Source organism: Microbacterium sp. ER1 (assembly GCF_023383675.1).
Taxonomy (GTDB): Bacteria; Actinomycetota; Actinomycetes; order Actinomycetales; family Microbacteriaceae; genus Microbacterium.
Genome location: NZ_QCXO01000136.1, coordinates 1 through 25,344, shown reverse-complemented (window position 1 = coordinate 25,344; position 25,344 = coordinate 1). Strand labels below are relative to the sequence as shown.

The 25,344-nt window shown below is 70.7% G+C and carries 22 protein-coding genes and 1 tRNA gene; 18 read left to right on the top strand and 5 right to left on the bottom strand.

Features of this window, described 5'->3' with window-relative positions; all coding sequences use genetic code 11:
* Window positions 1-273: 273 nt before the first annotated feature.
* Window positions 274-1,782 (bottom strand): PucR family transcriptional regulator, encoded by a 1,509-nt coding sequence (locus BV453_RS10520; protein WP_249521554.1) that lies wholly within the window; start codon window positions 1,780-1,782, stop codon window positions 274-276.
* A 93-nt stretch (window positions 1,783-1,875) separates the two neighbouring features.
* On the opposite strand from BV453_RS10520, the gene gabT reads away from it, so the two are divergent.
* The 8 genes from gabT (at window position 1,876) to poxB (ending at window position 12,347) form a co-directional block, all read left to right on the top strand.
* Window positions 1,876-3,237: a 4-aminobutyrate--2-oxoglutarate transaminase gene (gene gabT, locus BV453_RS10515; protein WP_062633027.1), complete on the top strand. Its 1,362-nt coding sequence runs from the start codon at window positions 1,876-1,878 to the stop codon at window positions 3,235-3,237.
* A gap of 91 nt (window positions 3,238-3,328) precedes the next feature.
* Entirely contained in the window at window positions 3,329-4,711 is a 1,383-nt protein-coding gene (locus tag BV453_RS10510; protein ID WP_062765104.1) for an NAD(P)/FAD-dependent oxidoreductase, read from the top strand.
* Window positions 4,711-5,595: a universal stress protein gene (locus tag BV453_RS10505; RefSeq protein ID WP_062765100.1), complete on the top strand. Its 885-nt coding sequence runs from the start codon at window positions 4,711-4,713 to the stop codon at window positions 5,593-5,595. The genes BV453_RS10510 and BV453_RS10505 overlap by 1 nt, the downstream gene beginning before the upstream one ends.
* Window positions 5,595-7,151: an APC family permease gene (locus BV453_RS10500; RefSeq protein ID WP_062765097.1), complete on the top strand. Its 1,557-nt coding sequence runs from the start codon at window positions 5,595-5,597 to the stop codon at window positions 7,149-7,151. Before BV453_RS10505 ends, BV453_RS10500 begins: the two co-directional genes overlap by 1 nt.
* Window positions 7,152-7,165: 14 nt before the next feature.
* A complete protein-coding gene (locus BV453_RS10495; RefSeq protein WP_060923240.1) occupies window positions 7,166-8,632 on the top strand; it encodes an NAD-dependent succinate-semialdehyde dehydrogenase in 1,467 nt (488 codons plus the stop codon).
* A gap of 25 nt (window positions 8,633-8,657) precedes the next feature.
* Window positions 8,658-10,022 (top strand): NAD-dependent succinate-semialdehyde dehydrogenase, encoded by a 1,365-nt coding sequence (locus tag BV453_RS10490; RefSeq protein WP_062765093.1) that lies wholly within the window; start codon window positions 8,658-8,660, stop codon window positions 10,020-10,022.
* Window positions 10,023-10,144: 122 nt separating this feature from the next.
* Window positions 10,145-10,582, top strand: coding sequence for a pyridoxamine 5'-phosphate oxidase family protein (locus BV453_RS10485; RefSeq protein WP_062765090.1), 438 nt, complete (start codon window positions 10,145-10,147; stop codon window positions 10,580-10,582).
* A gap of 40 nt (window positions 10,583-10,622) precedes the next feature.
* The gene (gene poxB, locus BV453_RS10480; protein WP_025102342.1) at window positions 10,623-12,347 is read left to right on the top strand and encodes a ubiquinone-dependent pyruvate dehydrogenase; all 1,725 of its coding nucleotides are present in this window, start codon (window positions 10,623-10,625) and stop codon (window positions 12,345-12,347) included.
* 63 nt (window positions 12,348-12,410) lie between these two features.
* On the opposite strand, the gene BV453_RS10475 is transcribed toward poxB, so the two are convergent.
* Both BV453_RS10475 and BV453_RS10470 read right to left on the bottom strand, forming a co-directional pair.
* The gene (locus tag BV453_RS10475; protein ID WP_249521553.1) at window positions 12,411-15,203 is read right to left on the bottom strand and encodes a hypothetical protein; all 2,793 of its coding nucleotides are present in this window, start codon (window positions 15,201-15,203) and stop codon (window positions 12,411-12,413) included.
* A gap of 28 nt (window positions 15,204-15,231) precedes the next feature.
* On the bottom strand, window positions 15,232-17,052 hold the full coding sequence (locus BV453_RS10470) for an HSP90 family protein (protein WP_029989071.1): 1,821 nt from the start codon (window positions 17,050-17,052) through the stop codon (window positions 15,232-15,234).
* A 192-nt stretch (window positions 17,053-17,244) separates the two neighbouring features.
* Here BV453_RS10470 and BV453_RS10465 point away from each other — a divergent pair.
* The 9 genes from BV453_RS10465 to BV453_RS10425 all read left to right on the top strand — a co-directional run bounded on the left by BV453_RS10465 (window position 17,245) and on the right by BV453_RS10425 (window position 22,970).
* Window positions 17,245-17,317: transfer RNA gene (locus BV453_RS10465), tRNA-Trp, on the top strand.
* 39 nt (window positions 17,318-17,356) lie between these two features.
* Window positions 17,357-17,629 carry a preprotein translocase subunit SecE gene (gene secE, locus BV453_RS10460; RefSeq protein ID WP_025102339.1) on the top strand — a complete coding sequence of 91 codons (273 nt, stop codon included), beginning with the start codon at window positions 17,357-17,359 and terminating at the stop codon, window positions 17,627-17,629.
* Between the two features lie 42 nt (window positions 17,630-17,671).
* The gene (gene nusG, locus BV453_RS10455) at window positions 17,672-18,706 is read left to right on the top strand and encodes a transcription termination/antitermination protein NusG (protein WP_249521552.1); all 1,035 of its coding nucleotides are present in this window, start codon (window positions 17,672-17,674) and stop codon (window positions 18,704-18,706) included.
* 262 nt (window positions 18,707-18,968) lie between these two features.
* On the top strand, window positions 18,969-19,400 hold the full coding sequence (gene rplK, locus BV453_RS10450; RefSeq protein ID WP_025102337.1) for a 50S ribosomal protein L11: 432 nt from the start codon (window positions 18,969-18,971) through the stop codon (window positions 19,398-19,400).
* 11 nt (window positions 19,401-19,411) lie between these two features.
* The gene (gene rplA / locus BV453_RS10445) at window positions 19,412-20,101 is read left to right on the top strand and encodes a 50S ribosomal protein L1 (RefSeq protein WP_025102336.1); all 690 of its coding nucleotides are present in this window, start codon (window positions 19,412-19,414) and stop codon (window positions 20,099-20,101) included.
* A gap of 197 nt (window positions 20,102-20,298) precedes the next feature.
* Window positions 20,299-21,114 (top strand): amino acid ABC transporter substrate-binding protein, encoded by an 816-nt coding sequence (locus BV453_RS10440; protein WP_249521551.1) that lies wholly within the window; start codon window positions 20,299-20,301, stop codon window positions 21,112-21,114.
* A 3-nt stretch (window positions 21,115-21,117) separates the two neighbouring features.
* Complete coding sequence (locus BV453_RS10435; protein ID WP_025102334.1) at window positions 21,118-21,783, top strand: amino acid ABC transporter permease; 666 nt, start codon at window positions 21,118-21,120, stop codon at window positions 21,781-21,783.
* Window positions 21,770-22,573, top strand: coding sequence for an amino acid ABC transporter ATP-binding protein (locus tag BV453_RS10430; RefSeq protein WP_308195729.1), 804 nt, complete (start codon window positions 21,770-21,772; stop codon window positions 22,571-22,573). The genes BV453_RS10435 and BV453_RS10430 overlap by 14 nt, the downstream gene beginning before the upstream one ends.
* A gap of 40 nt (window positions 22,574-22,613) precedes the next feature.
* Window positions 22,614-22,970 carry a DUF1801 domain-containing protein gene (locus tag BV453_RS10425; RefSeq protein ID WP_249521550.1) on the top strand — a complete coding sequence of 119 codons (357 nt, stop codon included), beginning with the start codon at window positions 22,614-22,616 and terminating at the stop codon, window positions 22,968-22,970.
* Window positions 22,971-22,974: 4 nt separating this feature from the next.
* On the opposite strand, the gene lysE is transcribed toward BV453_RS10425, so the two are convergent.
* On the bottom strand, window positions 22,975-23,628 hold the full coding sequence (gene lysE, locus BV453_RS10420) for an L-lysine exporter (protein ID WP_217316485.1): 654 nt from the start codon (window positions 23,626-23,628) through the stop codon (window positions 22,975-22,977).
* Window positions 23,629-23,697: 69 nt separating this feature from the next.
* Between lysE and BV453_RS10415 the strand changes: the two genes are divergently transcribed.
* Complete coding sequence (locus BV453_RS10415; protein ID WP_249521679.1) at window positions 23,698-24,582, top strand: LysR family transcriptional regulator ArgP; 885 nt, start codon at window positions 23,698-23,700, stop codon at window positions 24,580-24,582.
* A 30-nt stretch (window positions 24,583-24,612) separates the two neighbouring features.
* Here the strand turns inward: BV453_RS10415 and BV453_RS10410 are convergent, their stop codons facing one another.
* Window positions 24,613-25,293, bottom strand: coding sequence for a YqaJ viral recombinase family protein (locus BV453_RS10410; protein ID WP_249521549.1), 681 nt, complete (start codon window positions 25,291-25,293; stop codon window positions 24,613-24,615).
* Window positions 25,294-25,344 lie beyond the last annotated feature (51 nt).

Genomic DNA, 25,344 nt, shown 5'->3' with positions numbered 1-25,344 from the left:
GTCCGGCTGCACGACTCATCGGGGCGATCCGTCGTGCATACGTGGTGAGGTCGTGCAGGTGTCGCGGGAGAGGTGGGCACGGATGGGGCCGGGTCGGTCGCGGCGGATTCTGCCGGCTGAGACGACCCCGGACCCGCTCCCAGGCCGACCGGTTCCGGCGGCACGATCCCGGTCCGGGTGCACGACTCATCGGGGCGATCCGTCGTGCATACGTGGCGAGGTCGTGCAAGCGTCGCGGGGGAGAGGGGAGAGGCCGGGACGGAAGGGGCCGGGTCAGTCGCGGGCGGTCTGCAGCAGTGCCCACACCTCGGCCCGGGCGGGGAAGGTCGTCAGGTCGACCCCGAGGAGGGCGCCGGCATGGGAGACCCGGGAGCGGAGGGTGTGCCTGTGGATGCCCAGGGCGGCTGCGGCCTGCTCGGCCCGCGCGTCGTGGTCGAGCCAGGTGCGCAGCGCGTGTTCGAGCGCGGTGCCGTGGGCGGCGTCGTGTTCCCGGAGCGGGGCGAGCCGCGACTCCGCGACGAGCCGGGCCTCATCTGTCGCCAGTGCCGTGAGCAGACTGGATCCGACCGTGTCGGCGTACCGGACGGCGCCGCTCGTGCCGGGCTGACGGAGCGCGACGAGCGCCTGCGCGTGCGCCCGGGAGAAGGCGTCGTACCCCTCCGGAGCGGAGACGCCGACGCGGGCGGTGAAGCGGGCGGCCACATCGTCGAGAAGCGGCTCGTCGGTCGCGGAGATGCAGATGACGACGCCGTCCTCGGAATCGGCGAGGAACGCGGGAGTGCCGTGGTCGAGGCGCCGGCGCTCCCACCAGTCGAGGAGCGGCTCCGCCGGGGCGTCTCCCGTCACGGCGACCACCACGGGGGCGGGCGGGAGGCTCCCGAGCACCCGGCGCGCGAGGCCGGGGTCGTCGCCCAGGAGCGAGCGCAGCAGCTGCGTGTGCAGGCGGCGACGGCCGCGGGTGAGCTGCTCGCTCTGCTCCCGCGCGAGTCCGGCCATCGCGATGACCGACGTGACGACGGCTCTGGCCTCCTGGTCGAGGGCGTCGGCCTCCACGGCGAGGACGCCGCGCAGGTGCCCGCCCCGCCCCACCGTGAAGAGCATGAAGGTGTGCGCCTCGAGGGTGAGGGACTGCCCCGCCTCGAGTCCGCGGTCGAGGATCTCCTGGACCCGCGTCCCGAGCTCTTCCCGGACAGTCGTCGAGAACGCATCGCGGGGGTGGGCGACGAGCAGGTCGCCCGCCGCGTCGAACATGCCGGCCCAGGCGCCGAGACGACGGCCGAGCTCGGTGACGATGGCGTCCAGCCCGCGCGGTCGGAGCGCGGCGAGGGCCAGGGCGCGCTGGGTGTCGAGCGCCCAGGTGCGCCGGGCGTAGGCCTGCGCCGCGATCGCCTCGGAGTGCGCGCGGGCCACCGCGATGAACGGCGTGCGGTATGGCACCTCGAACAGCGGAATGCCCTGGTCGGCGCACGCAGCGATCAACTCCCCCGGCGTTCCCGAGCGATGCACGTCGGTGCCGAACCCGAGCCCCAGCACTCCGCGCTCGGCGAGGCGCACGACGTAGGGCGGAATGGCGTCCGCGTCGTCGAACTGGGTACCCGTGGTCAGGAGCACCAGGTCTTCCGCGAGGAAGGGCGTCGGGTCCGCGAGATCCGAGCTGTGCACCCAGCGCAGCGGCCGGTCGAGTGCGCCGTCCGGCAGGTCGGTGGCGGCGGAGACGAGGCGCAGGTCCAGATCACGGCGCCGCAGCAGGGCGGACAGCGTGGGCGGATCGGTGGGGGCCATGCGATCTCCGGTTGTACGAGACGGCGAAATCAATTCTCCGATTGTACGACCCGGCGAATGCGTGCGTCTCCGCTGCCGCCGTACGCTCGCGACATGGCTCTCCTCGACACCGCAGCACCCGCAGTCCCCCTCGGCGGCCCCGACCTCCCGCAGGAGCGTCGCCTCGTCACGGAACTCCCCGGCCCGCGGTCGGCCGAGGTCCTCGCCCGCAAGGCGGACGCGGTCGCCGCCGGCGTCGGACACACCGTGCCCGTCGCCGCCGTCGCGGCCGGGGGAGGGGTGGTCGTCGACGCCGACGGCAACTCGCTCATCGACCTCGGCTCCGGCATCGCGGTGACCACGGTGGGCAACGCGCACCCCAAGGTCGCCGCGGCCGTCGCCGCGCAGGCCGCGCAGTTCACGCACACCTGCTTCATGATCTCGCCGTACGAGTCGTACGTCGGCGTCGCCGAGGCGCTCAACCGCGTCACCCCCGGAGACTTCGCCAAGAAGAGCGCCCTGTTCAACTCCGGCGCCGAGGCCGTCGAGAACGCGATCAAGATCGCCCGCAAGCACACCGGACGCCAGGCCGTCGTCGCGTTCGACCACGGCTACCACGGCCGGACGAACCTCACCATGGCGCTGACCGCGAAGTCGATGCCCTACAAGAGCGGCTTCGGCCCGTTCGCCCCCGAGGTCTACCGCGCGCCGATGTCCTACCCGTTCCGCGACGGACTCGAGGGCGGCGAGGCCGCGGCCCGCGTGATCCTCCAGCTCGAGAAGCAGATCGGCGCGGACAACCTCGCGGCCGTCATCATCGAGCCCATCCAGGGCGAGGGCGGCTTCATCGTCCCCGCCGACGGCTTCCTCCCCGCGATCGTCGACTGGTGCCGCGCGAACGGCGTCGTCTTCATCGCCGACGAGGTGCAGACCGGCTTCGCCCGCACCGGGCACATGTTCGCCAGCGAGATCTTCGGCATCGAGCCCGACCTCATCACCACCGCCAAGGGCATCGCGGGCGGGCTGCCCCTCGCGGCCGTGACCGGTCGCGCCGAGATCATGGACGCCTCGCACTCCGGCGGCCTCGGCGGCACCTACGGCGGCAACCCGATCGCCTGTGCCGCGGCGCTGGCTGCGATCGACGTGTTCGAGAACGACGGCGTCATCGAGCGGGCCCGCGAGATCGGCGAGATCCTCATCGGCCGCCTCACCGCTCTCCAGGCCGAGGACGCCCGCATCGGCGACGTCCGCGGTCACGGCGCGATGGTCGCGGCCGAGTTTGTGGACCCGGAGACCAAGGCTCCGGACGCCGCGCTCACGGCCGCCGTGGCCAAGGCGTGCATCGCTCAGGGCGTCATCGTTCTCACCTGTGGCACGTACGGCAACGTCATCCGCTTCCTCCCGCCGCTGTCCATCGGCGACGAGCTGCTGAACGAGGGCCTCGACGTCGTGGCCGAGGCGCTCGCCGGCGCCTGACACACTGTCCGGTCGCGTCCCCGGATCGGGGGATTTCGGGACGCGACCGGTACTTCTTCCCCCGCATCCCCCGACGACGAAGGAGTTGCAGATGGCTGAGATCACCCGCGACGTGCTGATCGTGGGCGCCGGAGCCGCAGGGCTCACGGCGGCCAACGACCTGCGGAAGGCCGGACTGTCGGTCGCCGTGCTGGAGGCCCGCGACCGCGTGGGTGGCCGGCTGTGGACCGACGTGATCGACGGCGCCATGCTGGAGATCGGCGGCCAGTGGGTCTCGCCCGACCAGGACGCCCTCAAGGACACGATCGAGGAGCTGGGGCTCGAGACCTACAGCCGGTACCGCGAGGGTGACAGCGTCTACGTCGGCCCGGACGGGAAGGCCCATCGCTTCACGGGCGAGATGTTCCCGGTGTCGGCGGAGACCGAGGCCGTGATCGCCCGTATCACCGGCATCCTCGACGCCCTCGTCGCCGAGATCGACCCGGACCGGCCGTGGGAGCACCCGAACGCGGCCGAGTGGGACTCCATCTCCTGGGACGCCTGGCTGCGCTCGCAGACCGACGACGACGAGGCCGTGCGCAACCTCGCCTTCGCGACCGGCTCGGCGATGCTGACCAAGCCGACTCACGCGTTCTCGCTGCTGCAGTCGCTGCTCATGGCGGCGTCCGCCGGCTCGTACTCGAACCTCGTCGACGCCGACTTCATCCTCGACAAGCGCGTCGTCGGCGGTCTGCAGCAGGTGCCGCTGCGCCTCGCCGAGCGCCTGGGCGACGACGTGCTGCTGAACCAGCCCGTCCGCAGCCTGGAGTGGTCGGATGACGGGGTCGTGGCGACCACCGACGACCTCACGGTCCGGGCGCGGTACGCGATCCTCGCGCACGCCCCCATCCTCTACAACCGCATCTCCTTCGTCCCGCCGCTGCCGCGTCGCCAGCACCAGCTGCACCAGCACCTGTCGATGGGCTTCGTCATCAAGGTGCACGCGGTCTACGACCGCCCGTTCTGGCGCGAGCAGGGCCTGAGCGGTACGGCGTTCAGCCCGTACGAGCTCTCGCACGAGGCGTACGACAACACCAACCACGGCGACGAGCGCGGCACCCTGGTCGGCTTCGTGTCCGACGCGAACGCCGACGGCGTGTTCGAGCTGTCGGCCGAGGAGCGCAAGGAGCGCATCCTCGAGTCGCTCTCGCACTACTACGGTCCCGAGGCCAAGAACCCCATCGTCTACTACGAGAGCGACTGGGGCAGCGAGGAGTGGACCCGCGGCGCGTACGCCGCGAGCTTCGACCTCGGCGGACTGCACCGCTACGGCGCCGACCTGCGCACGCCGGTCGGACCGATCCACTTCGCCTGCAGCGACATGGCCGGAGCGGGGTACCAGCACGTCGACGGGGCGATCCGCATGGGCCACCTCGTCGCGGCGAACATCGTCGACGCCCGTCGCGAGACCGGCGCTCCCGAGAGCATCGGCTGATGACCGGCTCGGTCGTCGTCGGCTACACGGCGACGGATGCGGGGGCCGACGCGGCGGCGCTGGGCGCGCGACTGGCGCGCAGCATCGGGGCGACCCTGCACCTCGTGATCGTGCTGCCGACCGAGGGCACCCGGAGCGCCGCCGTACCGCCGGAGCGCGCCTACGAGGACGTCATCCGGAAGCAGGCCCGGAGCTGGCTGCAGGACGCGGTCGTGCGCCTGCCGCAGGAGCTCGTGCGCAGCGGCCACGTGCGCTTTTCGGAGTCGTTCGCCGAGGGCCTCATCGCCGCCGGTGAGGAGTTCGACGCCAGCGTCATCGTGATCGGCACGGCCGGCGGGGGCCTCTTCGGTCGGCACCGCCTGGGCAGCGTGGCATCGGAGCTGCTGCACTCCTCGCCGATCCCGGTGGCTCTCGCGCCGTCCGGTCTCGCGCAGCAGGACGACCACGTGCTCCCGCGCGTCACCGTCGCCGTCGGCACCCGTCCCGGCGCGGAGGGCGTGCTCGACCAGGCCGTCGCCCTCGCCGGCGCCGCCGAGGTGAGCCTGCGCCTGGTGTCCCTCGTTCCGTTCGACGTGCCGCCGGGGCTCGACACGGGCGCCATCCGCCTCGCCGGCAGCGAGCACGCGCACAAGGTGCTGGCCGTGGCCGCCGAGCGGCTGCCGGACGGTCTCGGTGCCGTCGTCGAGGAGGCCCCCGGCGAGACGGTGGAGGACGCCGTCGCCGGGCTCTCCTGGCTCCCGGGCGAGGTCGTGCTCGTCGGCTCCAGCCGGCTGGCGCAGCCGCGCCGACTCTTCCTGGGCTCCACGGCGGCGAAGATGCTGCACGAGCTGCCCGTCCCCATGATCGTCGTCCCGCGTACCCGCGATGAAGCAGGAGACCGCTGATGAGCAGCACCAACCGGGCGACGGAGCCCGCATCCGGCGTCACGACCGGAATCTCGACGAAGGGCCTGAGCGCCGGCACCGTCGGCCTGATCGGCGCCGTCGTGATCGGCATCTCGTGCATCGCCCCCGCCTACACCTTCACGGCCGCCGTCGGCCCCACCGCGTCCGAGGTCGGCGCGCAGATCCCGGCGATCATCCTCGTCGGCTTCATCCCGATGCTCCTCGTGGCCTTCGGCTACCGCGAGCTCAACAACCGCATGCCCGACTCCGGCACCTCCTTCACCTGGGCTGCCAGGGCGTTCGGGCCGTGGGTGGGCTGGATGGCCGGCTGGGGCCTCGTGGTCGCCACGATCCTCGTGCTCTCCAACCTCGCCGGCGTCGCGGTCGACTTCCTGTTCCTGCTGCTGTCGCAGATCACGGGCAATCCGGAGATCGCTGATCTCGCCGGCGTGACCTGGATCAACATCGGCGTCTGCCTGCTCTTCATGCTCGGCGCGACGTGGGTGTCGTACCGCGACATGCAGACCACGCAGAAGCTGCAGTACTGGCTGGTCGGATTCCAGATCCTCGTGCTCGTGTTCTTCGCGGTCGCCGCGATCGTGCAGGCCGTGGGCGGCAATGGCTTCGACTACCAGCCGTTCGACCTCAACTGGTTCAACCCGTTCGCGATCTCGTCGTTCAGCGCCGTCGCCGCCGGCCTGTCGCTGTCGATCTTCATCTTCTGGGGCTGGGACGTCACCCTCACCATGAACGAGGAGACGAAGGACCCGGAGAAGACCCCGGGTCGCGCGGCGACCGTCACCGTGCTCACGATCGTCTCGCTGTACTTGCTCCTCGCCGTCGCGATGATCATGTTCGCGGGCGTCGGCACGGGGGAGCTCGGCCTCGGCAACGGCGACATCCAGGAGAACGTGTTCTTCCACCTCTCCGGACCGATCCTCGGTCCGCTCGCGTTCCTCGTCTCCCTCGCGGTGCTCACGAGCTCGGCGTCGTCGCTGCAGTCGACGTTCGTCGGTCCGGCCCGTACCCTGCTCGCGATGGGCCACTACGGTGCGCTCCCGAAGTCGTTCGCGAAGGTGAGCCCGCGGTTCTTCACCCCGGGCTACGCCACGATCGTGTCGGCCATCGTGGCCTCCGCGTTCTACGCCGTGATGCGCGTGGTCAGCGAGGATACGCTGTGGGACACGATCCTCACGCTCGGCATGATGATCTGCTTCTACTACGGGATCACCGCGTTCGCCTGTGTCTGGTACTTCCGCAAGCAGTGGTTCGACTCGGCGCGGAACGTCTTCTTCACCTTCCTGTTCCCGCTGGTGGGCGGCATCATCCTGGCGATCCTGTTCTTCACCACGCTGATCGACTCCATGGACCCGGCTTACGGCTCCGGGTCGGAGATCGGCGGCATCGGGATCGTCTTCATCCTCGGCATCCTCATCATCGTCGTCGGCATCGCGGTGATGATCTGGAACGCCATCCGCCGCCCCGCCTTCTTCCGCGGTGAGACGCTGGGTATGGACGCTCCGCCCAGCCGCCGCCGTCGTCCCACGTCCGTCTGAAAGAGAGAGAATCCATGAGCACTCAGAACGAGCAGGCGCTGCTCGACAGCATCCCCACCGGCCTCTTCATCGGCGGGGAGTGGATCGAGGGGGAGACCGGCGCGACCTTCGACGTCAAGGACCCCTCGACCAACCAGGTGATCCGCACGATCGCCGACGCCACCCCCGCGGACGGCATCCGGGCGCTCGACGCCGCCGTCGCCGCGCAGGACGAGTGGGCCGCCACCGCGCCGCGCGTGCGCGGCGAGATCCTGCGCCGGGCGTTCGACCTCGTGCAGGAGCGCAAGGAGGACCTCGCGCTGCTGATGACGCTCGAGATGGGCAAGCCCCTCGCCGAGGCCCGCGGCGAGGTCGCGTACGGCGGCGAGTTCCTCCGCTGGTTCAGCGAGGAGGCCGTGCGCATCAGCGGCCGCTACGGCCTCAACCCCGAGGGCACCGGTCACATGATCGTGTCGCAGCGCCCCGTCGGCCCGTCGTTCTTCGTGACGCCGTGGAACTTCCCGTTCGCGATGGCCACGCGCAAGATCGCCCCGGCCCTCGCCGCCGGCTGCACCGTCGTGATCAAGCCCCCGGCACTCACGCCGCTGACGACCATCTTCTTCACGACGCTGCTCGAGGAGGCGGGTCTGCCGAAGGGCGTCGTCAACGTCGTGCAGACCTCGAAGTCGAGCGCCCTGTCCGCGCCGATCATCGCCGACCCGCGCCTGCGTAAGCTGTCCTTCACCGGGTCGACCGAGGTCGGCCGCAAGCTCATCGCCCAGGCGGCGGAGGGCGTGCTGCGGGTCTCGATGGAGCTCGGCGGCAACGCGCCGTTCGTCGTGTTCGACGACGCGGACCTCGACAAGGCCGTGGACGGCGCGCTGGCCGCGAAGTTCCGCAACATCGGTCAGGCCTGCACGGCGGCGAACCGCTTCATCGTGCACAAGGACGTCGCGGGGGAGTTCGCCAAGCGCGTCACCGAGCGTGTCAACGGCATGAAGATCGGCCGCGGCACGGAGGAGGGCGTGGCGATCGGCCCGCTCATCGACGAGGACGCGGTGGCCAAGGCCGGCGAGCTCGTGGACGACGCCGTCGAGCGCGGCGCGACCCTGCTCGCGGGCGGCAAGGCGCTCGAGGGCACCGGCACGTTCTACGAGCCCACGGTCCTCACCGACGTCGTCCCTGGATCCGCGATCCTCCGCGAGGAGATCTTCGGCCCGGTGCTCGCGATCGCGACCTTCGAGACCGAGGACGAGGCCGTGCGCCTCGCCAACGACACCGAGTACGGCCTGGTCTCCTACGTCTTCACCGAGAACCTGCAGCGCGGTCAGCGGATGATCGACGCGCTGGAGACCGGCATGATGGGTCTGAACGTGGGTGTCGTCTCCAACGCGGCGGCTCCTTTCGGTGGCGTCAAGCAGTCCGGCGTCGGTCGCGAGGGCGGCTTCGAAGGCATCCACGAGTACCTGTCCACCAAGTACACGCTGATCCCGGTCTCCTGACCGGCACGGCAAGAGGAGGAGACACATGACCGACTATGCCGTCGTCAACCCCGCCACCGGCGAGACCCTGGCGTCGTACGACACGTTCACCGACGCCCAGATCGAGGAGGCCGTCGCGGCCGCCGACGAGGCGCACCGCGAGTGGTCGCGCTCCACGACGGTCGCCGACCGTGCCGCGCTGCTGCGTCGCGCGGCCGAGCTCCACCGGGAGCGCCGCGAGGAGCTGGCCGACATCTTCGTGCGCGAGATGGGCAAGCCGCGGGAGGCCGCACTCGGCGAGGTCGACTTCGCCGCCGACATCGCGGAGTACTACGCGGACCAGGCCGAGGACATCATGGCCGACCAGCCCATCAAGATCCTCGGGGAGGGTTCGGCGATCATCCGCCGCTCCTCGCTGGGACCGCTCGTGGGCATCATGCCGTGGAACTTCCCGGCGTACCAGATCGTGCGCTTCGCCGCGCCGAACCTGATCGTCGGCAACACGATCCTCCTCAAGCCCGCGCCGCAGTGCCCGGAGTCGTCGAGCGCGATCGAGGCGATCTACCACGACGCGGGCTTCCCGAAGGGCGCGTACCAGAACGTGCTCGCCACGAACGACCAGATCGCGGCGATGATCGCGGACTGGCGGGTGCAGGGCGTGTCGCTGACCGGCTCCGAGCGCGCCGGCGCCGCGGTCGCCGAGGTCGCTGGGCGCAACCTCAAGAAGGTCGCGCTGGAGCTCGGCGGGTCCGACCCGTTCATCGTGCTCTCCACCGACGACCTCGACGCCACCGTGCAGGCGGGTGTGGATGCGCGCCTCGACAACAACGGCCAGGCCTGCAACGGCGCCAAGCGCTTCATCATCGTCGACGAGCTCTACGACGCGTTCGTGGAGAAGTTCACTGCGGCGATGGCGGCCGTCGAGGCGACCGATCCCACGCTGGACGACACGGTCCTCGGTCCGGTCTCGTCGGAGGCGGCGGCGGAGAACCTGCAGAAGCAGATCGACACCGCCGTGGCCCAGGGCGCGACCCTCCTCACGGGCGGCACGCGCGACGGGGCGTTCTTCGCACCGACCGTGCTCGCCGACGTGACCCCGGAGATGGACGTCTACCGCGAGGAGCTGTTCGGCCCCGCAGCCGTCGTGTACCGCGTCGCGGACGAGGACGCGGCGGTCGCGCTGGCCAACGACACCACGTTCGGTCTCGGCTCCTACGTCTTCACGACGGACGAGGCGCAGGCGGAGCGGGTGGCCGACCGGATCGAGGCCGGCATGGTCTACGTGAACCTCGTGCTCGCCGACAGCCCCGAGCTCCCGTTCGGCGGCATCAAGCGCAGCGGCACGGCCCGCGAGCTCGGCCACCTGGCCGCCGACGAGTTCGTCAACAAGAAGCTGATCCGCATCGGCTGACCGTCGACCCACCCCCTTGCGGCCGAGCGGCCCCCTTGCGTGCGCACGCAAGGGGGCCGCTCGCACGAGAGGGGCCGGGTCGACAGGGTGCGCGTCGAAGACGGACGAGGCACAATGGCGGCATGAGTGCGCACACGGATCCGGTCCAGTCCCTCACCGCGGAGCAGAGCTGGGAGCACCTGCGCAGCCAGGAGCTCGGGCGGCTCGTCACCAGGGTCGGCGAGACCATCGACATCTTCCCCGTGAACTACGCCGTCGACCGCGAAGCGCTCCTGTTCCGCACGGCCCCCGGGAGCAAGCTGTTCGAGCTGACGGTCAACGCCGACGTGCTCTTCGAGGTCGACGACCACACCGACACTGCGGCGTGGAGCGTCATCGTGCGCGGGCGTGCCGAGGCGCTGGAGACCGACGCCGACATCGAGCGGGCGGAGGCGGCGGGTCTGCGCCCGTGGATCCCGACCGACAAGCGGGTGTACGTGCGCATCGCCCCGGCATCGGTGTCCGGCCGCGCGTTCCAGCGCGATCCCGAGCCCGACCGGGACGGCCCGCAGGAGTACTGAGCCCGGCCCGGGGAGGCCTCGGCGGGCGTAGGGTCGGGGTATGGCCAACGTCGCTGAGAACATCGTCAAGACTCTGAACGCCAACGGAGTCGACCGGGTCTACGGCATCCCGGGCGACTCCCTGAACGGTCTCACGGACGCCCTCCGCAAGGACGGCCGGATCCGCTGGGTGCACGTGCGCCACGAGGAGTCCGCCGCCTTCGCCGCCGCGGCCGACGCCGGCACCACCGGAGACCTCGCCGTCGTGGCGGGCTCGTGCGGCCCCGGCAACCTGCACCTCATCAACGGCCTGTACGACGCGCAGCGCTCTCGCGTGCCGGTGCTCGCCATCGCCGCGCACATCCCGACCGTCGAGATCGGTACCGGGTACTTCCAGGAGACGCACCCGCAGGAGCTGTTCCGCGAGTGCAGCGTGTACGTCGAATACGTCGCTGACCCGTCGCAGATGCCGCGGCTGATGGAGATCGCGATGCGCGCGGCCATCGAGCAGCGCGGCGTCGCCGTCCTCGTGATCCCCGGCGACGTGGCGCTGTCCGAGATCGCGGACGACCGCGCCGTGGTGATCGAGCGCACCCGCCCGCTGATCCAGCCCAGCGGCCCGGAGCTGGAGAAGGCAGCGACCATGCTGAACGCGGCCAAGAAGGTCACCATCCTCGCCGGGGCCGGCGTCGAGGGGGCGCACGACGAGGTGATCGCGCTCGCCGACGCACTCGGTGCCCCCATCGTCCACGCGCTGCGCGGCAAGGAGTTCATCGAGTACGACAACCCGTTCGACGTCGGCATGACGGGACTGCTCGGCTTCGCGTCCGGCTACCGCGCCATGGAGGCGGCCGACACGCTCCTCGTCCTCGGCAGCGACTTCCCGTACGAGCAGTTCTACCCGGATCACGCGACCACCATCCAGGTCGACATCCGCGGGTCCCAGCTCGGCAAGCGCCACCCGCTCGACCTCGGTCTCGTCGGTGACGTGAAGGCCACCGCCGAAGCGCTGCTGCCTCGCCTCGCGCGGAAGGACGACCGCGGCCACCTCGACGACGCCGTCGCCCACTACCGGAAGACGCGGAAGAAGCTCGACGAGCTCGCGGTGCCGGCCAAGGGCACGCGCCCCATCCACCCGCAGTACCTCGCCCGACTGCTCGACGAGTACGCCGCCGACGATGCGATCTTCACCGCCGACGTGGGGTCGCCGACCGTCTGGGCCGCGCGCTACCTGTCCATGACCGAGGGGCGCCGGCTGATCGGATCGTTCACGCACGGCTCGATGGCGAACGCCCTGATGCACGGGATCGGCGCGCAGGTCGCGCATCCGGACCGTCAGGTCGTGGCGCTCGCCGGCGACGGCGGTCTCGCGATGATGCTCGGCGAGCTGCTCACGCTCACCCAGAATGGGCTCCCGGTCAAGACGATCGTGGTGAACAACTCGTCGCTGAACTTCGTGGAGCTGGAGATGAAGGCCGCCGGCTTCGTCACCTACGGCACCGGGCTGGACAACCCCAGCTTCGCCGCGATCGCCGAGGCCATGGGGATCTTCGCCCGTCGTGTGGAGCGCAGCGAAGATCTGCCGGAGGCGGTCCGCGAGGTCCTCGCGCACGACGGTCCCGCGCTGCTCGACGTCGTGACCGAGCGGCAGGAGCTGTCCATGCCGCCCGCGATCGAGGCCGCGCAGGTCAAGGGCTTCGCGCTCTACGCGATCCGCACGGTCATGTCGGGTCGCGGAGACGAACTGCTCGACCTCGCACGGGCGAACTGGCGTCAGCTCTTCTGACGCGGCCCTCCGCCGCATCCGCATCGGCGCGGGATCCCCTCCGGATCCCGCGCCGGTGTCGCGTCAGCTCTCGACGAGAGCCCTGACCTCGGCGGCCTCGGCGTGCCGCCCCAGCGCCTCCAGCACGTCGCCGAGCTCCAGCGCCGCGACCTGACGCAGCGGCGGGAAGCCCTCGGCATGCTCCAGGGCGCTCCGGTACACCGGCACGGCATCGGCCGGGCGGTCGTTCCCCGCGAGCACCCGGCCCGCGAACAGTTCCGAGCTGCCGGCGGCGCCCTGATCGCCCAGCGCGGCGAAGCCGTCCGCCGCGGTGAGGGCGGCGGCGACGGCCTCATCGATCCGGCCCAGCTGGGCCAGCGCGCGGCCGCGGGAGTCGGTCACGTCGGCGAGCAGCCAGCCGGCTTCGTGCTCCTGGGCGAGTGCCGCGACCTCGTCGAAGAGGGGGAAGGCGCGCTCGTCACCCCGGCCTGCATAGGCCTGGCCGAGGCTGTGCAGCACCTCGGACAGCGCGCCGACGGCCTCGGGGGCACGCCGCACGATGTCTGCAGCGCCCTCCAGCAGCCGCACCGCGTCGTCGTGTTCCTCGAAGCGGGCGAGGATCTTCGCCTGCTCCGTCATGGCCATGGCCTGGTCGGCGTGGGCCTCCGCCTGTCCGAACAGCTCGGCCGCGTAGCCGTGCGCGCCGACCGCCTGTCCGTACTCTCCGGACTCGGCGAGCGACCGGGCCAGGAGGGAGGCGGTCATAGCGCGCGAACCCGCAGGGGTCTCGGCGTTCTCCTCGCGCTGGAGCACGTCGCCGAAGAGCTCGGCTGCCTCCTCGGCGTCTCCCGCGCGGAGCATCGCCCTGGCCAGCCGGAAGTCGACGCCGGTGCGATCGCCGTCGTCCTGCAGCCGAGCGGCCAGACGGTAGCGGGCGACGGCCTTCTCGGGCTCCTCGGCGTCCTCCCAGAGCGCGCCCGCGAGCACATGGGCCTCGGCGAGAGCGCGGGTGGCGCCGAGTTCGGCGAGCAGTCGGCACACCTCGTCGGCGTCGACGGCCCCGTCCTGGTACGCACCCGTGCCGCCGCGCACGCGGGCCCGGGTCTGCAGCGCGTGGGCCCGGTGTCCGGCGGACACGTCCTCCTGGGAGAGGAAGCGGTCGAGGAGCGTGCGACCGGCGTCGAGGTCGCCCTTGCTCAGCACGGCGCCGATCGCCACGAGGGTCGTGGTGTTGGACAGCCGGGTGTCCTCGGCCTCCGCGAACGAGCGGGCGGCGAGCTCCGCGAGGTCCAGCGCCGCGTCCGGCTCCTCCGCCCGGAGGTGCAGCGACGCGCGGCTGATCGCCAGGTCGCCGCGCGACCACGCGGGAAGGCGGTCGGCCTCGGCCAGTTCCTCTTCGAGCGCCGCCATGGTCTCGTCGGTGTGCAGGCCGAAGGTCGCCAGTCCGAGCCGCTCCTCGAGGTCGGCCTGCGCGTCGTTCCCGGCGGCCCGAAGCGCGGCGATCCGCTCGGGGAGGAGGCGCTCGGCCTCGTCCACGCGATCGAGTGCAACGAGGATGCCGAGGTGCATCGACAGGAGCTGCGCGCGCTTGGCGGCGTCGTCGACTTCCAGGGCGTGCGGGAGCGCGGCGAGGGTCTCCTGCTCGGCGCCGAACTGCGCGAGCTGCATCGCCCGCTCGAACCAGCCGTCCGGGTCGGTCGGGGTCGTGGCCGGCGCGGGGGCGACGAACGCGTCGGAGCGGATCGCGACGTCGTAGCTCTCGTCGGCGAGAGCGCGCATCCGGGCGAGGCTGCGGGCGTGGCCGTCGGTGCCGTCCCGCTCGTCGAACTGTGCGCCGATGCGCTCGGCCGTCGACCAGGCGGTCGCGGCGAGCTCGGCGGCGCTCCACGGGCGGTCGTGCGTGCCCAGCAGCGGCACGAGCGCCGGGGCGTCGGCGCCGCGGACCGGGGTATCGCCGTGTCCGGCAGCGGTGACGCGGTCGAGAGCGACCGCGAAGGCGGTGAGGGCGGCGAAGTGCGCGTCGACGTTGAGGCCATCGTGGGCCAGCCACGCGATGTGCTTCTCGATCAGGGCCAGCGCCCGCGCCTCGTTGCCGGTGATCGCCGCGAACACGATGTTGTTGGCCACGATCCGCAGGTTGTCCGGGTTGTCCTTCGCCAGGCGGTAGCTGCGCAGGTGCGCGGTCTTCGCGTCCTCCGTGCGGCCGGCGCGGAGGTACGGGAGGAGGACGCGGGAGAGCGCATGCTCCGGCTCCTCGCCGCAGGAGAAGCCGCCCTCGAGCATCTCCTCGACGAGGCGGATGGCGTCGGCGTCGCGGTCGGTCTCCGCGAAGAAGCCCGCGAACTGGCTGCGGCTGCAGGCGTCGCAGTGGCTGTGCTCGTCGCGCGGCGTGGCCTCGAGCTGCACGCGCAGGGCTTCGGCGGCGTCGAACCGGCCCGCGTCCCAGGCGTCCTCGAAACGGGCGGTCAGCACGCCGCTGAGGCCGAGACCTGCGGCGCGGTAGTGCGCCTCCATGTCGTCGAGCACCGCGGCGATCTGCTCCTGCGAGAAGGCAGGGGAGGAGCGCAGGGACGACGCCATCCACTTGAACTGCCACATGAGGTCGGCGCCGCCGTTGTCGAGGTCGGCGGGGAACCGCTGCGGGTCGGCGTCGTGGTGCGCGAGGCACCACGCGAAGGAGTTGAGCATGACGTCGGTGGCCCCGACCATGTTCGCCGACGCGGTCTGCCGCATCCGGGCCTCGTACTCCAGCCGTTCGTCGCCGATCTCGACGGCCAGCGCCACCGCCTCCGCCACGAGGGCCTGCTCCGCCGGGCCCCACGGGGTGCGGTCGATCTCCTCGATGAGCTGCTGGAAGCGCTTCTTCGGACGTGCCATGGAGGGCCCTTTCGGGTAGTCGGGGGTGTCAGCGCGCGTCGAAGGGGAGCGTGTCCCCCTCGATGCCGGCGGAGAGCGAGACGAGGTCGGAGAGGGCGCTGGTCATGAGTGCCCGGTCGGCGTCCGAGAGGGGGTGGTGTCCTGCGAGGAGCGCCTGGATGTAGAGGAGCTGGACCGTACGCGCGAACACGGCGTCGTCATCGACACGGACGAGGGCGCGGACGACGCGGTTCGACCAGTTCAGGCACAGTCGCGCCGTGAGGTCGTCGTCCCGTGCGGAGGAGAGCGTCTGATCGATCCGGTCGAGCACCCCGCCCCAGAGCGTGCTCGCGATGCCCCTGGTGCGCCCGCGGTCGATCGTGCGCAGCACCTCGGGATCCGCGACGTAGAGTCCGGTCAGCTCGGGGCGATCGATCGCCCTGACGACGACGGCGCAGTCGGAGGCGGCGAGCACGGCGCCGGCGCGGGACTCCAGCGCCATCGCGATGTCCCGGTCGTCGAGCGGCGGCGGGTCGAGGCGATCGAGCTCCCCGGTCACGTCGACCTTCTCCACCGTGACCTGCGGGTACAGGTCGGGGAGCAGGCGGATCAGATCCGCGTCATAGAGGTAGCCGCCGTTGGCGAGCACCTCGTCCGAGGGGGAGATGCCCGCCACCTGGCGGAACTCGTCGACCGTCTGGGCGTAGCGCACGTGAGGGTACCGTTCCACGAGCTCGCCGATCCGCAGCGTGCCGTGCGTGGTCTCCACGGTGAGCCAGCGCGTGATGAAGCGCGCGAGCTCCTCGTCATGACGCACCAGCGACTTGAGGCCGACCTCGTGCACGGCGACGAACTGGGCGAGGCGATGCGGTTCGCGCAGCCCGAGCTCGAGCACCCAGCGGCGGATCCCGGCGCCGAGCTGCTCCCGGACGTGCTCCAGGGCCGTGTCCTCGACGAGGGACTCGCGGCTCGCGGTCGGCGCGAGGCCGGTGGAGTCGACGACGGCGCGCACGAAGAAGGCCCAGTCGGGCAGCACGTCGTCGACGCGCTCGGACAGCAGCATGCGCCCGAGGTACATGCGGGTCGCCTGGCGGGCGCCGGGCGGAGGAGCGAAGGGCAGGACGTACGCCAGGCCCTGCGTCCCGGTCGCCGGCTCGCTCAGCGGGATCACGTCCAGCGGGGCGGCCCCGAGCAGGTCGCGACCGTACTGCACGGCCGCCTCGACATCGGCGGCGGGGTCGAGGAAGGGAGGCTCGCGCGTCACGTCGATGTCCCCACCGGGCGCGTCAATGGTCACCCGCACCGGCAGGAACTCCCCGAAGGTGGTCGCGAGCTCGTGCACAGCCGCCGGCCGCAGCAGCTCGTCGGCGTCGAAGCGCGGCACGAGGTGCACGCTGGTGCCGATGGGGAGGTCGTCGTCGATCTCCGTGACGCGGAAGGTGCCGTCCGCGCTGCCCGTCCACTCCACCGCGGAGCCGCCTCTGGCGCTGCGGGAGCGGATGACGATGGTGTCGGCGACCATGAAGCAGCTCAGCAGCCCGATGCCGAACTGGCCGAGGAAGTCGCTCCGGGGGAGGTCGAAGATGTCCCGCTTGGAGCTGCGCCCGACGGTCGCGAGCAGATCGGCGACCTCGGCGGCGGTCAATCCCACGCCGTCGTCGCGGAGCACGAACTCGCCCGACTGCGCGGTCAGCGGCGTGATCCGGATGCGGCTGCCGCCGCCGTCGACCTCACGGCGCGCGGCGATCGCGTCCCTCGCGTTCTGGAGCAGTTCCCGCAGATAGACCCGGGGACTGGAGTAGATGTGCCGGCTGAGCAGATCGACGACTCCGCGCAGGTCCACCTGGAACTGCTGCACATCCCCACTCACATGCGTCCCTTCCTGCTTCGTCCGCCCGCCGAGCCTAGCAACAACGCCGGTTCCGCTTCCTGTTCGGCACCACCGGATCGATGCCGTATGCTTGGTGAGCAGTTGTTCTCTGCATTCTTTCGCCGTGCCTGGCGTCTACGACATCGGCCGGTGGCAGGGTGGGGAGGGCATCCCCGAGACCTCCGGGTCTCTAGGGCGGTAGCTCAATTGGCAGAGCAGCGGTCTCCAAAACCGCAGGTTGCAGGTTCGATTCCTGTCCGCCCTGCGCGTCAGCGCACGCTGACACACGAAAGGTACATTCAGGATGGATCAGGACGAACCGCGCGGCGACGTCGTCGCGGCCGGCGCCACGCGCCAGAAGAAGGGCAACCCCTTCTCCCGGTTCTTCGGGGGCATCGCCCTGTTCATCCGCCAGGTCATCGCCGAACTGCGCAAGGTCGTCACCCCGACCCGCAAGGAGCTTTTCAAGTTCACGGGTGTGGTGCTCGTCTTCGTCCTGATCGTCATGGGCATCGTCTACGGTCTCGACTACGTCTTCGGGCTCCTGACGCACTACGTGTTCGGAATCCCTGGCTGATGACCCCCGCGGCGACCGCCGCAGCTATGGAGAAGAAGCAACGTGTCTGAACGATATTCCGACGACGCCGACTGGGCGACCGCCGCAGAGCAGTCCAGCGAGGAGGACGAGGCCCAGGAGGGCAACGTGCTCGCCGCGGAGGAGCTCTCGGTCACCTCTGCCGAGCACGTCGCGGTCCACGTCGAGGACGAGGACAGCGAGCAGGAGACGGAAGACATCGACATCGACATCGACGACCCGGAGGCGGACGCCATCGTGAACGACGCTCTGAACCTGGACGAGGCCGCGGAGTCCGAAGCCGCCGCCGAGGTCCTCAACGATTCCGTGGCCGAAGAGGTCGCGGAGCAGGAGGCCGAGGCGGCCGACGAGGTCACCCCGTACGAGGGGCCCGACGTGAACGGCGAGGACGACCGTCCCGCCGCCGAGTCCGACGAGGACGAGTCGGCGTCCGAGGAAGACCCGTACGAGGCCTTCCGCATGGACCTGCGCATGCTCCCGGGCAAGTGGTACGTCATCCACTCGTACGCCGGCTTCGAGCGCAAGGTCAAGGCGAACATCGAGCAGCGCAAGTCGACGCTCGAGGTCGAGGACGAGATCTACCAGGTCGAGGTCCCGATGGAGGACGTCGTCGAGATCAAGAACGGCCAGCGCAAGATGGTCACCCGCGTGCGCATCCCCGGCTACGTGCTGGTGCGCATGGAGCTGACGGAAGACACCTGGTCGGTCGTGCGGCACACCCCCGGCGTCACCGGCTTCGTGGGCAACGCCCACAACCCGACGCCGCTGCGCTTCGAAGAGGCCTTCAACATGCTGAAGTCCCTCGTCGAGGTCAAGGACGTGCCGACCGCCAAGAACATCGCGGCCAAGGGTGGCGTCGCCGTCGCCCGTCCGCTTCCCGCCGAGGTCGACTTCGAGGTCGGCGAGACCATCACGATCAAGGAGGGCTCGTTCGCGGGTCTTCCCGGTTCGATCAGCGAGATCAAGCCGGAGAGCGGCAAGCTCACGGTCCTCGTCTCGCTCTTCGAGCGCGAGACCCCGGTCGAGCTGTCGTTCGACCAGGTCACCAAGATGATCTGACAGTGCACGAGAACGGCCGCCCTCTTCGGGGGCGGCCGTTTTCTTTCCCCGACCCACCCCCTTTCGTGTCTCCCGGCCCGTTGCGGACGCACGCAGAGGGCCGGCTCGCACACAAGGGGCCGGCTCGCGAGTGGGGGAGTGATCGGGTAGACTTACGTGGTTTGTGTGCCGCTTCGGCGTGCACAGAGACGACCACGGGCCGGAGAGGCCGGAGCCGTGGGAGAAGCGGATGCTCGCATCCGCCTCGAGGAAAGGAAAGAGAATGGCACCGAAGAAGAAGGTGACCGGCCTGATCAAGCTTCAGATCAACGCCGGTGCCGCCAACCCGGCGCCGCCGATCGGCCCCGCGCTCGGTCAGCATGGCGTCAACATCATGGAGTTCTGCAAGGCGTACAACGCCGCGACCGAGTCGCAGCGCGGCAACGTCATCCCCGTCGAGATCACCGTCTACGAGGACCGCAGCTTCACCTTCGTCCTGAAGACCCCGCCCGCGGCGGAGCTCATCAAGAAGGCCGCCGGCGTGCAGAAGGCTTCGGCCACCCCGCACACCGTCAAGGTCGGCAAGATCACCAAGGACCAGGTCCGTCAGATCGCCGAGCAGAAGCAGGCCGACCTGAACGCGAACGACATCGAGGCCGCCTCGAAGATCATCGCCGGCACCGCCCGTTCCATGGGCATCACGGTCGAGGGCTGAGGAGAATAATCATGGCTACCAAGTCCAAGGCTTACAAGGCTGCCGCCGAGAAGATCGAGGCAGACCGTTTCTACACGCCGTCCGAGGCCGTCGCGCTCGCGAAGGAGACCGGTTCGGCGAAGTTCGACTCGACCGTCGAGGTCGCGCTGAAGCTCGCTGTCGACCCCCGCAAGGCGGACCAGATGGTGCGCGGCACCGTCATCCTGCCCCACGGCACCGGTAAGACCGCCCGCGTCATCGTGTTCGCCACCGGCCCCGCGGCCGAGGCGGCGATCGCGGCCGGCGCCGATGAGGTCGGCGGCGCCGAGCTCATCCAGAAGGTCGCCGACGGCTGGACCAACTTCGACTCCGCGGTCTCGACCCCGGAGCTCATGGGCCAGGTCGGCCGTCTCGGCAAGGTGCTCGGTCCCCGTGGCCTGATGCCGAACCCGAAGACCGGCACCGTGACTCCGAACCCGGCCAAGGCCGTCGAGGAGATCAAGGGCGGAAAGATCGAGTTCCGCGTCGACAAGCACGCCAACGTGCACTTCGTCATCGGCAAGGCCTCCTTCTCGGCCGAGCAGCTGAACGAGAACATCGACGCCGCGCTCGAGGAGATCGTCCGCCTCAAGCCGTCCAGCGCCAAGGGTCGTTACATCCAGAAGGGTGCGGTGTCGACCACGTTCGGCCCCGGCATCCCGCTGGACGTCAACGCCATCTGACGCGTCGACGGGTCTCGCACCTGTCGCACCGAACGCCCCCGGGTCCGCCCGGGGGCGTTCTGCGTTCCCGGGGCGGTTCGGCCCGCGACATCCGGCGTCATCCGATGCGCGGACGTCGGAGGCGCCGCGTACTGTAGGGGAGTTCCCGCGGTCGTCGCGTAAACTCGCACCCGCGCTTTCTCACCCCAGGAGGGTCCATGTCCCGTCGTCTCATCGCCGTCACCGCACTCGTCGTCGCCGCCGCCGCGCTGACCGCCTGCAGCGGGTCCAGCACGCCCGCGAGCACGGACGGCGAGGGCGCCGCGGGCTCCGACTTCGGCCTGGTGAAGGATGGCACGCTGACGGTCGCGACCGAGGGCACCTACCGCCCGTTCAGCTTCCACGACGACGGCGGTTCCGGTGACCTCACCGGCTACGACGTCGAGATCATCCAGGCCGTCGCCGACGAGCTCGGCCTGAAGGTCGAGTTCCAGGAGACGCAGTGGGACGCGATCTTCGCGGGTCTCGACGCGGGCCGCTTCGACGTGATCGCGAACCAGGTGTCGATCAACGAGGAGCGCGAGGCGAAGTACCTCTTCAGCACCCCGTACACGGTGTCGCCCGGCGTGATCGTGGTGAAGGAGGACGACGACTCCATCTCGTCCTTCGACGACCTCGAGGGCAAGACGACGGCGCAGTCCCTCACGAGCAACTGGTACGAGCTGGCCACCGAGTCCGGCGCCAAGGTCGAGGGCGTCGAGGGGTGGGCGCAGGCCGTGGAGCTCCTCCGCCAGGGCCGGGTGGACGCGACCGTCAACGACAAGCTGACGTTCCTCGACTACGAGACGACCAACAGCCCGACGGGCCTGAAGATCGCGGCGGAGACCGATGACGCCGGTGAGCAGGCCTTCGTGTTCACGAAGGACAAGAAGGCGCTCGTCGATGCGGTCGACGAAGCGCTCGACACGCTCCGTGCCGACGGCACCCTGGCCGAGATCAGCGAGAAGTACTTCGGCGAAGACGTCTCGCAGTAGGCGATGCAGAATCCCTGGGAGCTCTTCTTCTCCTCGCTCGGGCCGATCGCCTGGGCGGGGCTGACGGCGACGATCCCGCTCGCCCTGGTGTCGTTCGCGCTGGGGCTCGTGATCGCGATCGGCATGGCGCTGATGCGGATCTCGGTGCATCCGGTGGTGTCCGGCATCGCGCGGTTCTACATCTCGGTGATCCGCGGCACGCCGATGCTCGTGCAGCTCTTCGTGATCTTCTACGGCCTGCCGTCCGTCGGGGTGACCCTCGATCCGTGGCCGAGCGCCATCATCGCGCTCTCGCTCAACGTCGGCGGCTACGGCGCCGAGGTCGTGCGGGCGGCGATCCTCTCGGTGCCGAAGGGGCAGTGGGAGGCCGCGTACACGGTCGGCATGAACCGCACCCGCACGCTGACCCGCATCATCCTGCCGCAGGCCGCCCGGGTGTCGGTGCCGCCGCTGTCCAACACGTTCATCTCGCTCGTGAAGGACACCTCCCTCACCTCGCTGATCCTCGTGACGGAGCTGTTCAAGGTGGCGCAGCAGATCGCCTCCACCACGCTCGAGTTCATGGTGGTGTATCTGGCCGCGGCGCTGGTCTACTGGGTGATCTGCCTGGTGCTCTCCTTCGGGCAGAGCGCCCTGGAGAGGAGGCTCGACAGTCGTGTCGCGCACTGACCCCACGACCGGACCGCTGCTCACCGCACGGGGCCTGCACAAGAGCTTCGGCGCCACCGAGGTGCTCCGCGGCTTCGACCTCACCCTGCACCGCGGCGAGGTCGTGGTGCTCATCGGGCCGAGCGGCTCCGGGAAGACGACCGTCCTGCGGGCTCTGAACGGCCTGGAGACGCCGGACGCCGGCACCATCGCGATGGCCGGGGGCCCGGAGATCGACTTCGCACCGGAGGTCCGCCCGAAGCCCCGCGTCGCGAAGCAGCAGCGGCTCGCGCTCCGCGATCGGTCGGCGATGGTGTTCCAGCACCACAACCTCTTCCCGCATCTGACGGTGCTGGAGAACGTGATCGAGGGGCCGTGGCGGGTGCAGGGGCGTCCGAAGGCGGAGGTCGTCGCCGAAGCGCAGACCCTGCTCGCCCGGGTGGGCCTCGCCGACAAGGCCGACGCGAGGCCGCATCAGCTCTCCGGCGGGCAGCAGCAGCGCGTCGGCATCGTGCGCGCCCTGGCTCTGCAGCCGGACCTGCTGCTGTTCGACGAGCCGACGAGCGCGCTCGACCCTGAGCTCGTGGGAGAGGTGCTGCTCGTCATCAAGGAGCTCGCCGATGAGGGCTGGACGATGGCCGTCGTCACCCACGAGCTGAGCTTCGCGCGGGAGGCGGCCGATCATGTGCTCTTCCTGGACGGCGGCGTCGTCGTGGAGCAGGGGCCACCCGCCGAGCTGTTCAGCGCTCCGCAGCACGAGCGCACGCAGCGGTTCCTCACCCGCATCCTCCGGCCCCTCGACGGCGCGTGAGTCCTCGACCCCGCGGGCGATCGGTGGCAGGATGCGGTGCGTGGGCACCATCGACGACCACCTGACCGATCTCGACGCCGCAGACCGTGCGGTGATCGATGGCGTGTACGCGATCGCCACGGAGGAGGTGCCGGAGGCGGAACAGGGCAAGGGCTACGGGATGCCGGCCCTCGTCTACTACGGCAAGCCGCTGCTCTCGGTGATGCGTGCGAAGAAGCACATCGGCGTCTACCCGTTCAGCCCCGCGGCGGTCGCTGCCATAGCGGGTTTCCTCGACGGTCACCCCGGGGTCAGCCTCGACAAGGGGACGATCCGGTTCCAGCCGGAGCACCCCCTGCCGGTCGAGGCGGTCCGCGCGCTCATCCGGGCGCGGGTGTCGCAGATCGAGGCCGGGTGAACGCCTAGCCGCCGAGCACCGGGAGCACGAGGCTCACCGCGAGCGTGATCATCACGACCGCGATCACCGCGTCGAGGATGCGCCAGGAGCGCGGGGTGCGGAGCCACCGTCCGAGGTAGCGGGCGCCGAAGCCGAGGGCGGTGAACCAGAGGATGCTCGCCGCGACCGCCCCGGCCGCGAACAGCCACCGCTCGTCCCCGTGCGTCGCCGCGATCGACCCGAGCATCAGCACCGTGTCGAGGTACACATGCGGGTTCAGCCACGTCAACGCCAGCGTCGTGAGGATCACCGGGGCGAGGCGGGTGCGGGTGAGCGTGCCGGTGCCCCCGGACGCCTCGAAGACCGGGGCGTCGCCCCCGTCGACCACCAGCTCCTCGCCGCCCCGCCAGGCCCGCCGCGCCGCAAGCAGTCCGTATCCGAGGAGGAACAGCGCCCCTGCCCAGCGAGCCACGACGACGAGCCAGGGTGCGGCGGACAGCACGAACCCGAGCCCCGCGACACCGGCGATGATCAGCACGGCGTCGGAGAGGGCGCAGACGATCACGACGGCGAGGACGTGCTCGCGCCGGATGCCCTGACGCAGCACGAACACGTTCTGTGCGCCGATCGCGACGATGAGGGAGAGACCGAGGCCGAGACCGGCGAGGACGGTGAGCATGTGTCGAGCCTATGAGGGCGGAGCATCAGGCGCAGCGAAGATTCCTACCGCACCATTAGCATGACTGATGTGAGGATCGACCCGGAGCTCGCCGCCACGCTCGCCGCCGTCGCCGACGAGGGCACTCTCGATGCCGCGTCGCGTCGGCTGCAGGTCACCCCGTCCGCGGTCAGCCAGCGTCTCAAGGCGCTGGAGCAGCAGCTCGGGCGGATCCTCCTCGTGCGTAGCAAGCCGGTCCGCCTCACCGAGGCGGGGGAGTCCATCGTGCGGCTCGCGCGGCAGATCGCCCTCCTCGAAGAGGATGCTCTCGCGGGAGTCGGGATCGAGGGGAGCGCCGAGGGGCGGCGGATCAGCGTGCCGCTCGCCGTCAACGCGGATTCGATGGCGACCTGGTTCCTGGCACCGATGGCCCGGCTCTCCGCCGCGCACGACATCGATGTCGACCTGCACCGCGACGATCAGAACTTCACCGCCCGCCTGCTCGAATCGGGGACCGTCATGGCGGCGGTCACGAGCGAGGCCATGGCGGTCGCGGGGTGCGTGGTCGCGCCCCTCGGCGTGCTCGAGTACCGCGCCATGGCCGAACCCGCCTACGCCCGCCGATGGTTCCCGGACGGCGTGACCCCCGATGCTCTGGCGCACGCGCCGTTCGTCGACTTCGACCGCCGGGACACCCTGCAGCACGAGTGGCTGGCCGCGCGGGGCGTGCCGGCGGCCGGCGTTCCCCGGCACTACGTCCCGGCGTCGCACGACTATGCGCTCGCCGTCGGCCTCGGCCTCGGCTGGGGGATGGTGCCGCGGCTGCAGGAGGTGCCGGGACTCGTGGCGCTGGGCGGTCCGATCCTGCGCGTGGCGCTGTACTGGCAGCAGTGGAACCTGCGCTCCGCACTCCTCGACACGATCGCTTCCGAGGTCGCGGGGGAGGCGCGTCGGGTGCTCGCTCGCGAACCCTGACGCCGCCGGGACGGCATCGCCGCCGCGCGGTCAGTCGGCGAGGGCGAGGGCGCGGAAGGCGTCGCGCTCGCGGAGCTGCTCCCGACGGCTGTCCGCCGGGGATGCGGAGCGGGCCGGGACCGTGCGTCCCGTCGTGCGGCGGTACAGCTCGTCGATGAGATCGGTGGCGAGCCCCACGAGCTTCGCGATCTCGCGGTCGTCGCGGTCGATCCACACGCAGCGGGGCTCGTCGTGGACGGGGGAGAAGTCGACGTGCTCCTCCCAGACGAACAGGGTGCGCTCGGCGCCCAGCACGTGCTGCTGCCACCACACCTGGCGCAGGTAGGTGCGGGGGATCCCCCGGAAGGCCTTGTTGGTGGTCTTGATCTCCGCGAGGCTGACACGGCCGTCCGCGTGCACCGAGATGCCATCGGGCGTAGCCAAGTGGCGGTGCTCGACCTCGGCGCGGAACAGCGCTGAGGAGGGGAAGATGCCGTGCGTCGCGGCGACCCAGGCGGCGATCTCCGGCTCGCGCCGCCGGCCGTGGTCGGTGTAGGCGTTGCCGCCGAACCGCGGCCCGCCGCCGAGCTTGGCGTCGGCAGCACGGGCGATCGAGCGCTCGCTCGTGAGCCCGGCGACGTCGGTGGCCGTGATGCCGCGCGATCGTGCCCTCATCCATGCCACGCGGTCGCGTGAGTCCGCGACGATGCGAGCTTGGAGTTCCGGGGTCACCAGAAGACTCTAACTCTCCCCCACCCCCCGTTCCCGTCGTACACGCCGCCC

What these genes read in the sequence shown, in the direction of transcription:
- BV453_RS10520 (WP_249521554.1), bottom strand. Translation starts at nt 1,782, where the DNA reads ATGGCCCCCACCGATCCGCCCACGCTGTCCGCCCTGCTGCGGCGCCGT.
- gabT (WP_062633027.1), top strand. Translation starts at nt 1,876, where the DNA reads ATGGCTCTCCTCGACACCGCAGCACCCGCAGTCCCCCTCGGCGGCCCC.
- BV453_RS10510 (WP_062765104.1), top strand. Translation starts at nt 3,329, where the DNA reads ATGGCTGAGATCACCCGCGACGTGCTGATCGTGGGCGCCGGAGCCGCA.
- BV453_RS10505 (WP_062765100.1), top strand. Translation starts at nt 4,711, where the DNA reads ATGACCGGCTCGGTCGTCGTCGGCTACACGGCGACGGATGCGGGGGCC.
- BV453_RS10500 (WP_062765097.1), top strand. Translation starts at nt 5,595, where the DNA reads ATGAGCAGCACCAACCGGGCGACGGAGCCCGCATCCGGCGTCACGACC.
- BV453_RS10495 (WP_060923240.1), top strand. Translation starts at nt 7,166, where the DNA reads ATGAGCACTCAGAACGAGCAGGCGCTGCTCGACAGCATCCCCACCGGC.
- BV453_RS10490 (WP_062765093.1), top strand. Translation starts at nt 8,658, where the DNA reads ATGACCGACTATGCCGTCGTCAACCCCGCCACCGGCGAGACCCTGGCG.
- BV453_RS10485 (WP_062765090.1), top strand. Translation starts at nt 10,145, where the DNA reads ATGAGTGCGCACACGGATCCGGTCCAGTCCCTCACCGCGGAGCAGAGC.
- poxB (WP_025102342.1), top strand. Translation starts at nt 10,623, where the DNA reads ATGGCCAACGTCGCTGAGAACATCGTCAAGACTCTGAACGCCAACGGA.
- BV453_RS10475 (WP_249521553.1), bottom strand. Translation starts at nt 15,203, where the DNA reads ATGGCACGTCCGAAGAAGCGCTTCCAGCAGCTCATCGAGGAGATCGAC.
- secE (WP_025102339.1), top strand. Translation starts at nt 17,357, where the DNA reads ATGGATCAGGACGAACCGCGCGGCGACGTCGTCGCGGCCGGCGCCACG.
- rplK (WP_025102337.1), top strand. Translation starts at nt 18,969, where the DNA reads ATGGCACCGAAGAAGAAGGTGACCGGCCTGATCAAGCTTCAGATCAAC.
- rplA (WP_025102336.1), top strand. Translation starts at nt 19,412, where the DNA reads ATGGCTACCAAGTCCAAGGCTTACAAGGCTGCCGCCGAGAAGATCGAG.
- BV453_RS10440 (WP_249521551.1), top strand. Translation starts at nt 20,299, where the DNA reads ATGTCCCGTCGTCTCATCGCCGTCACCGCACTCGTCGTCGCCGCCGCC.
- BV453_RS10435 (WP_025102334.1), top strand. Translation starts at nt 21,118, where the DNA reads ATGCAGAATCCCTGGGAGCTCTTCTTCTCCTCGCTCGGGCCGATCGCC.
- lysE (WP_217316485.1), bottom strand. Translation starts at nt 23,628, where the DNA reads ATGCTCACCGTCCTCGCCGGTCTCGGCCTCGGTCTCTCCCTCATCGTC.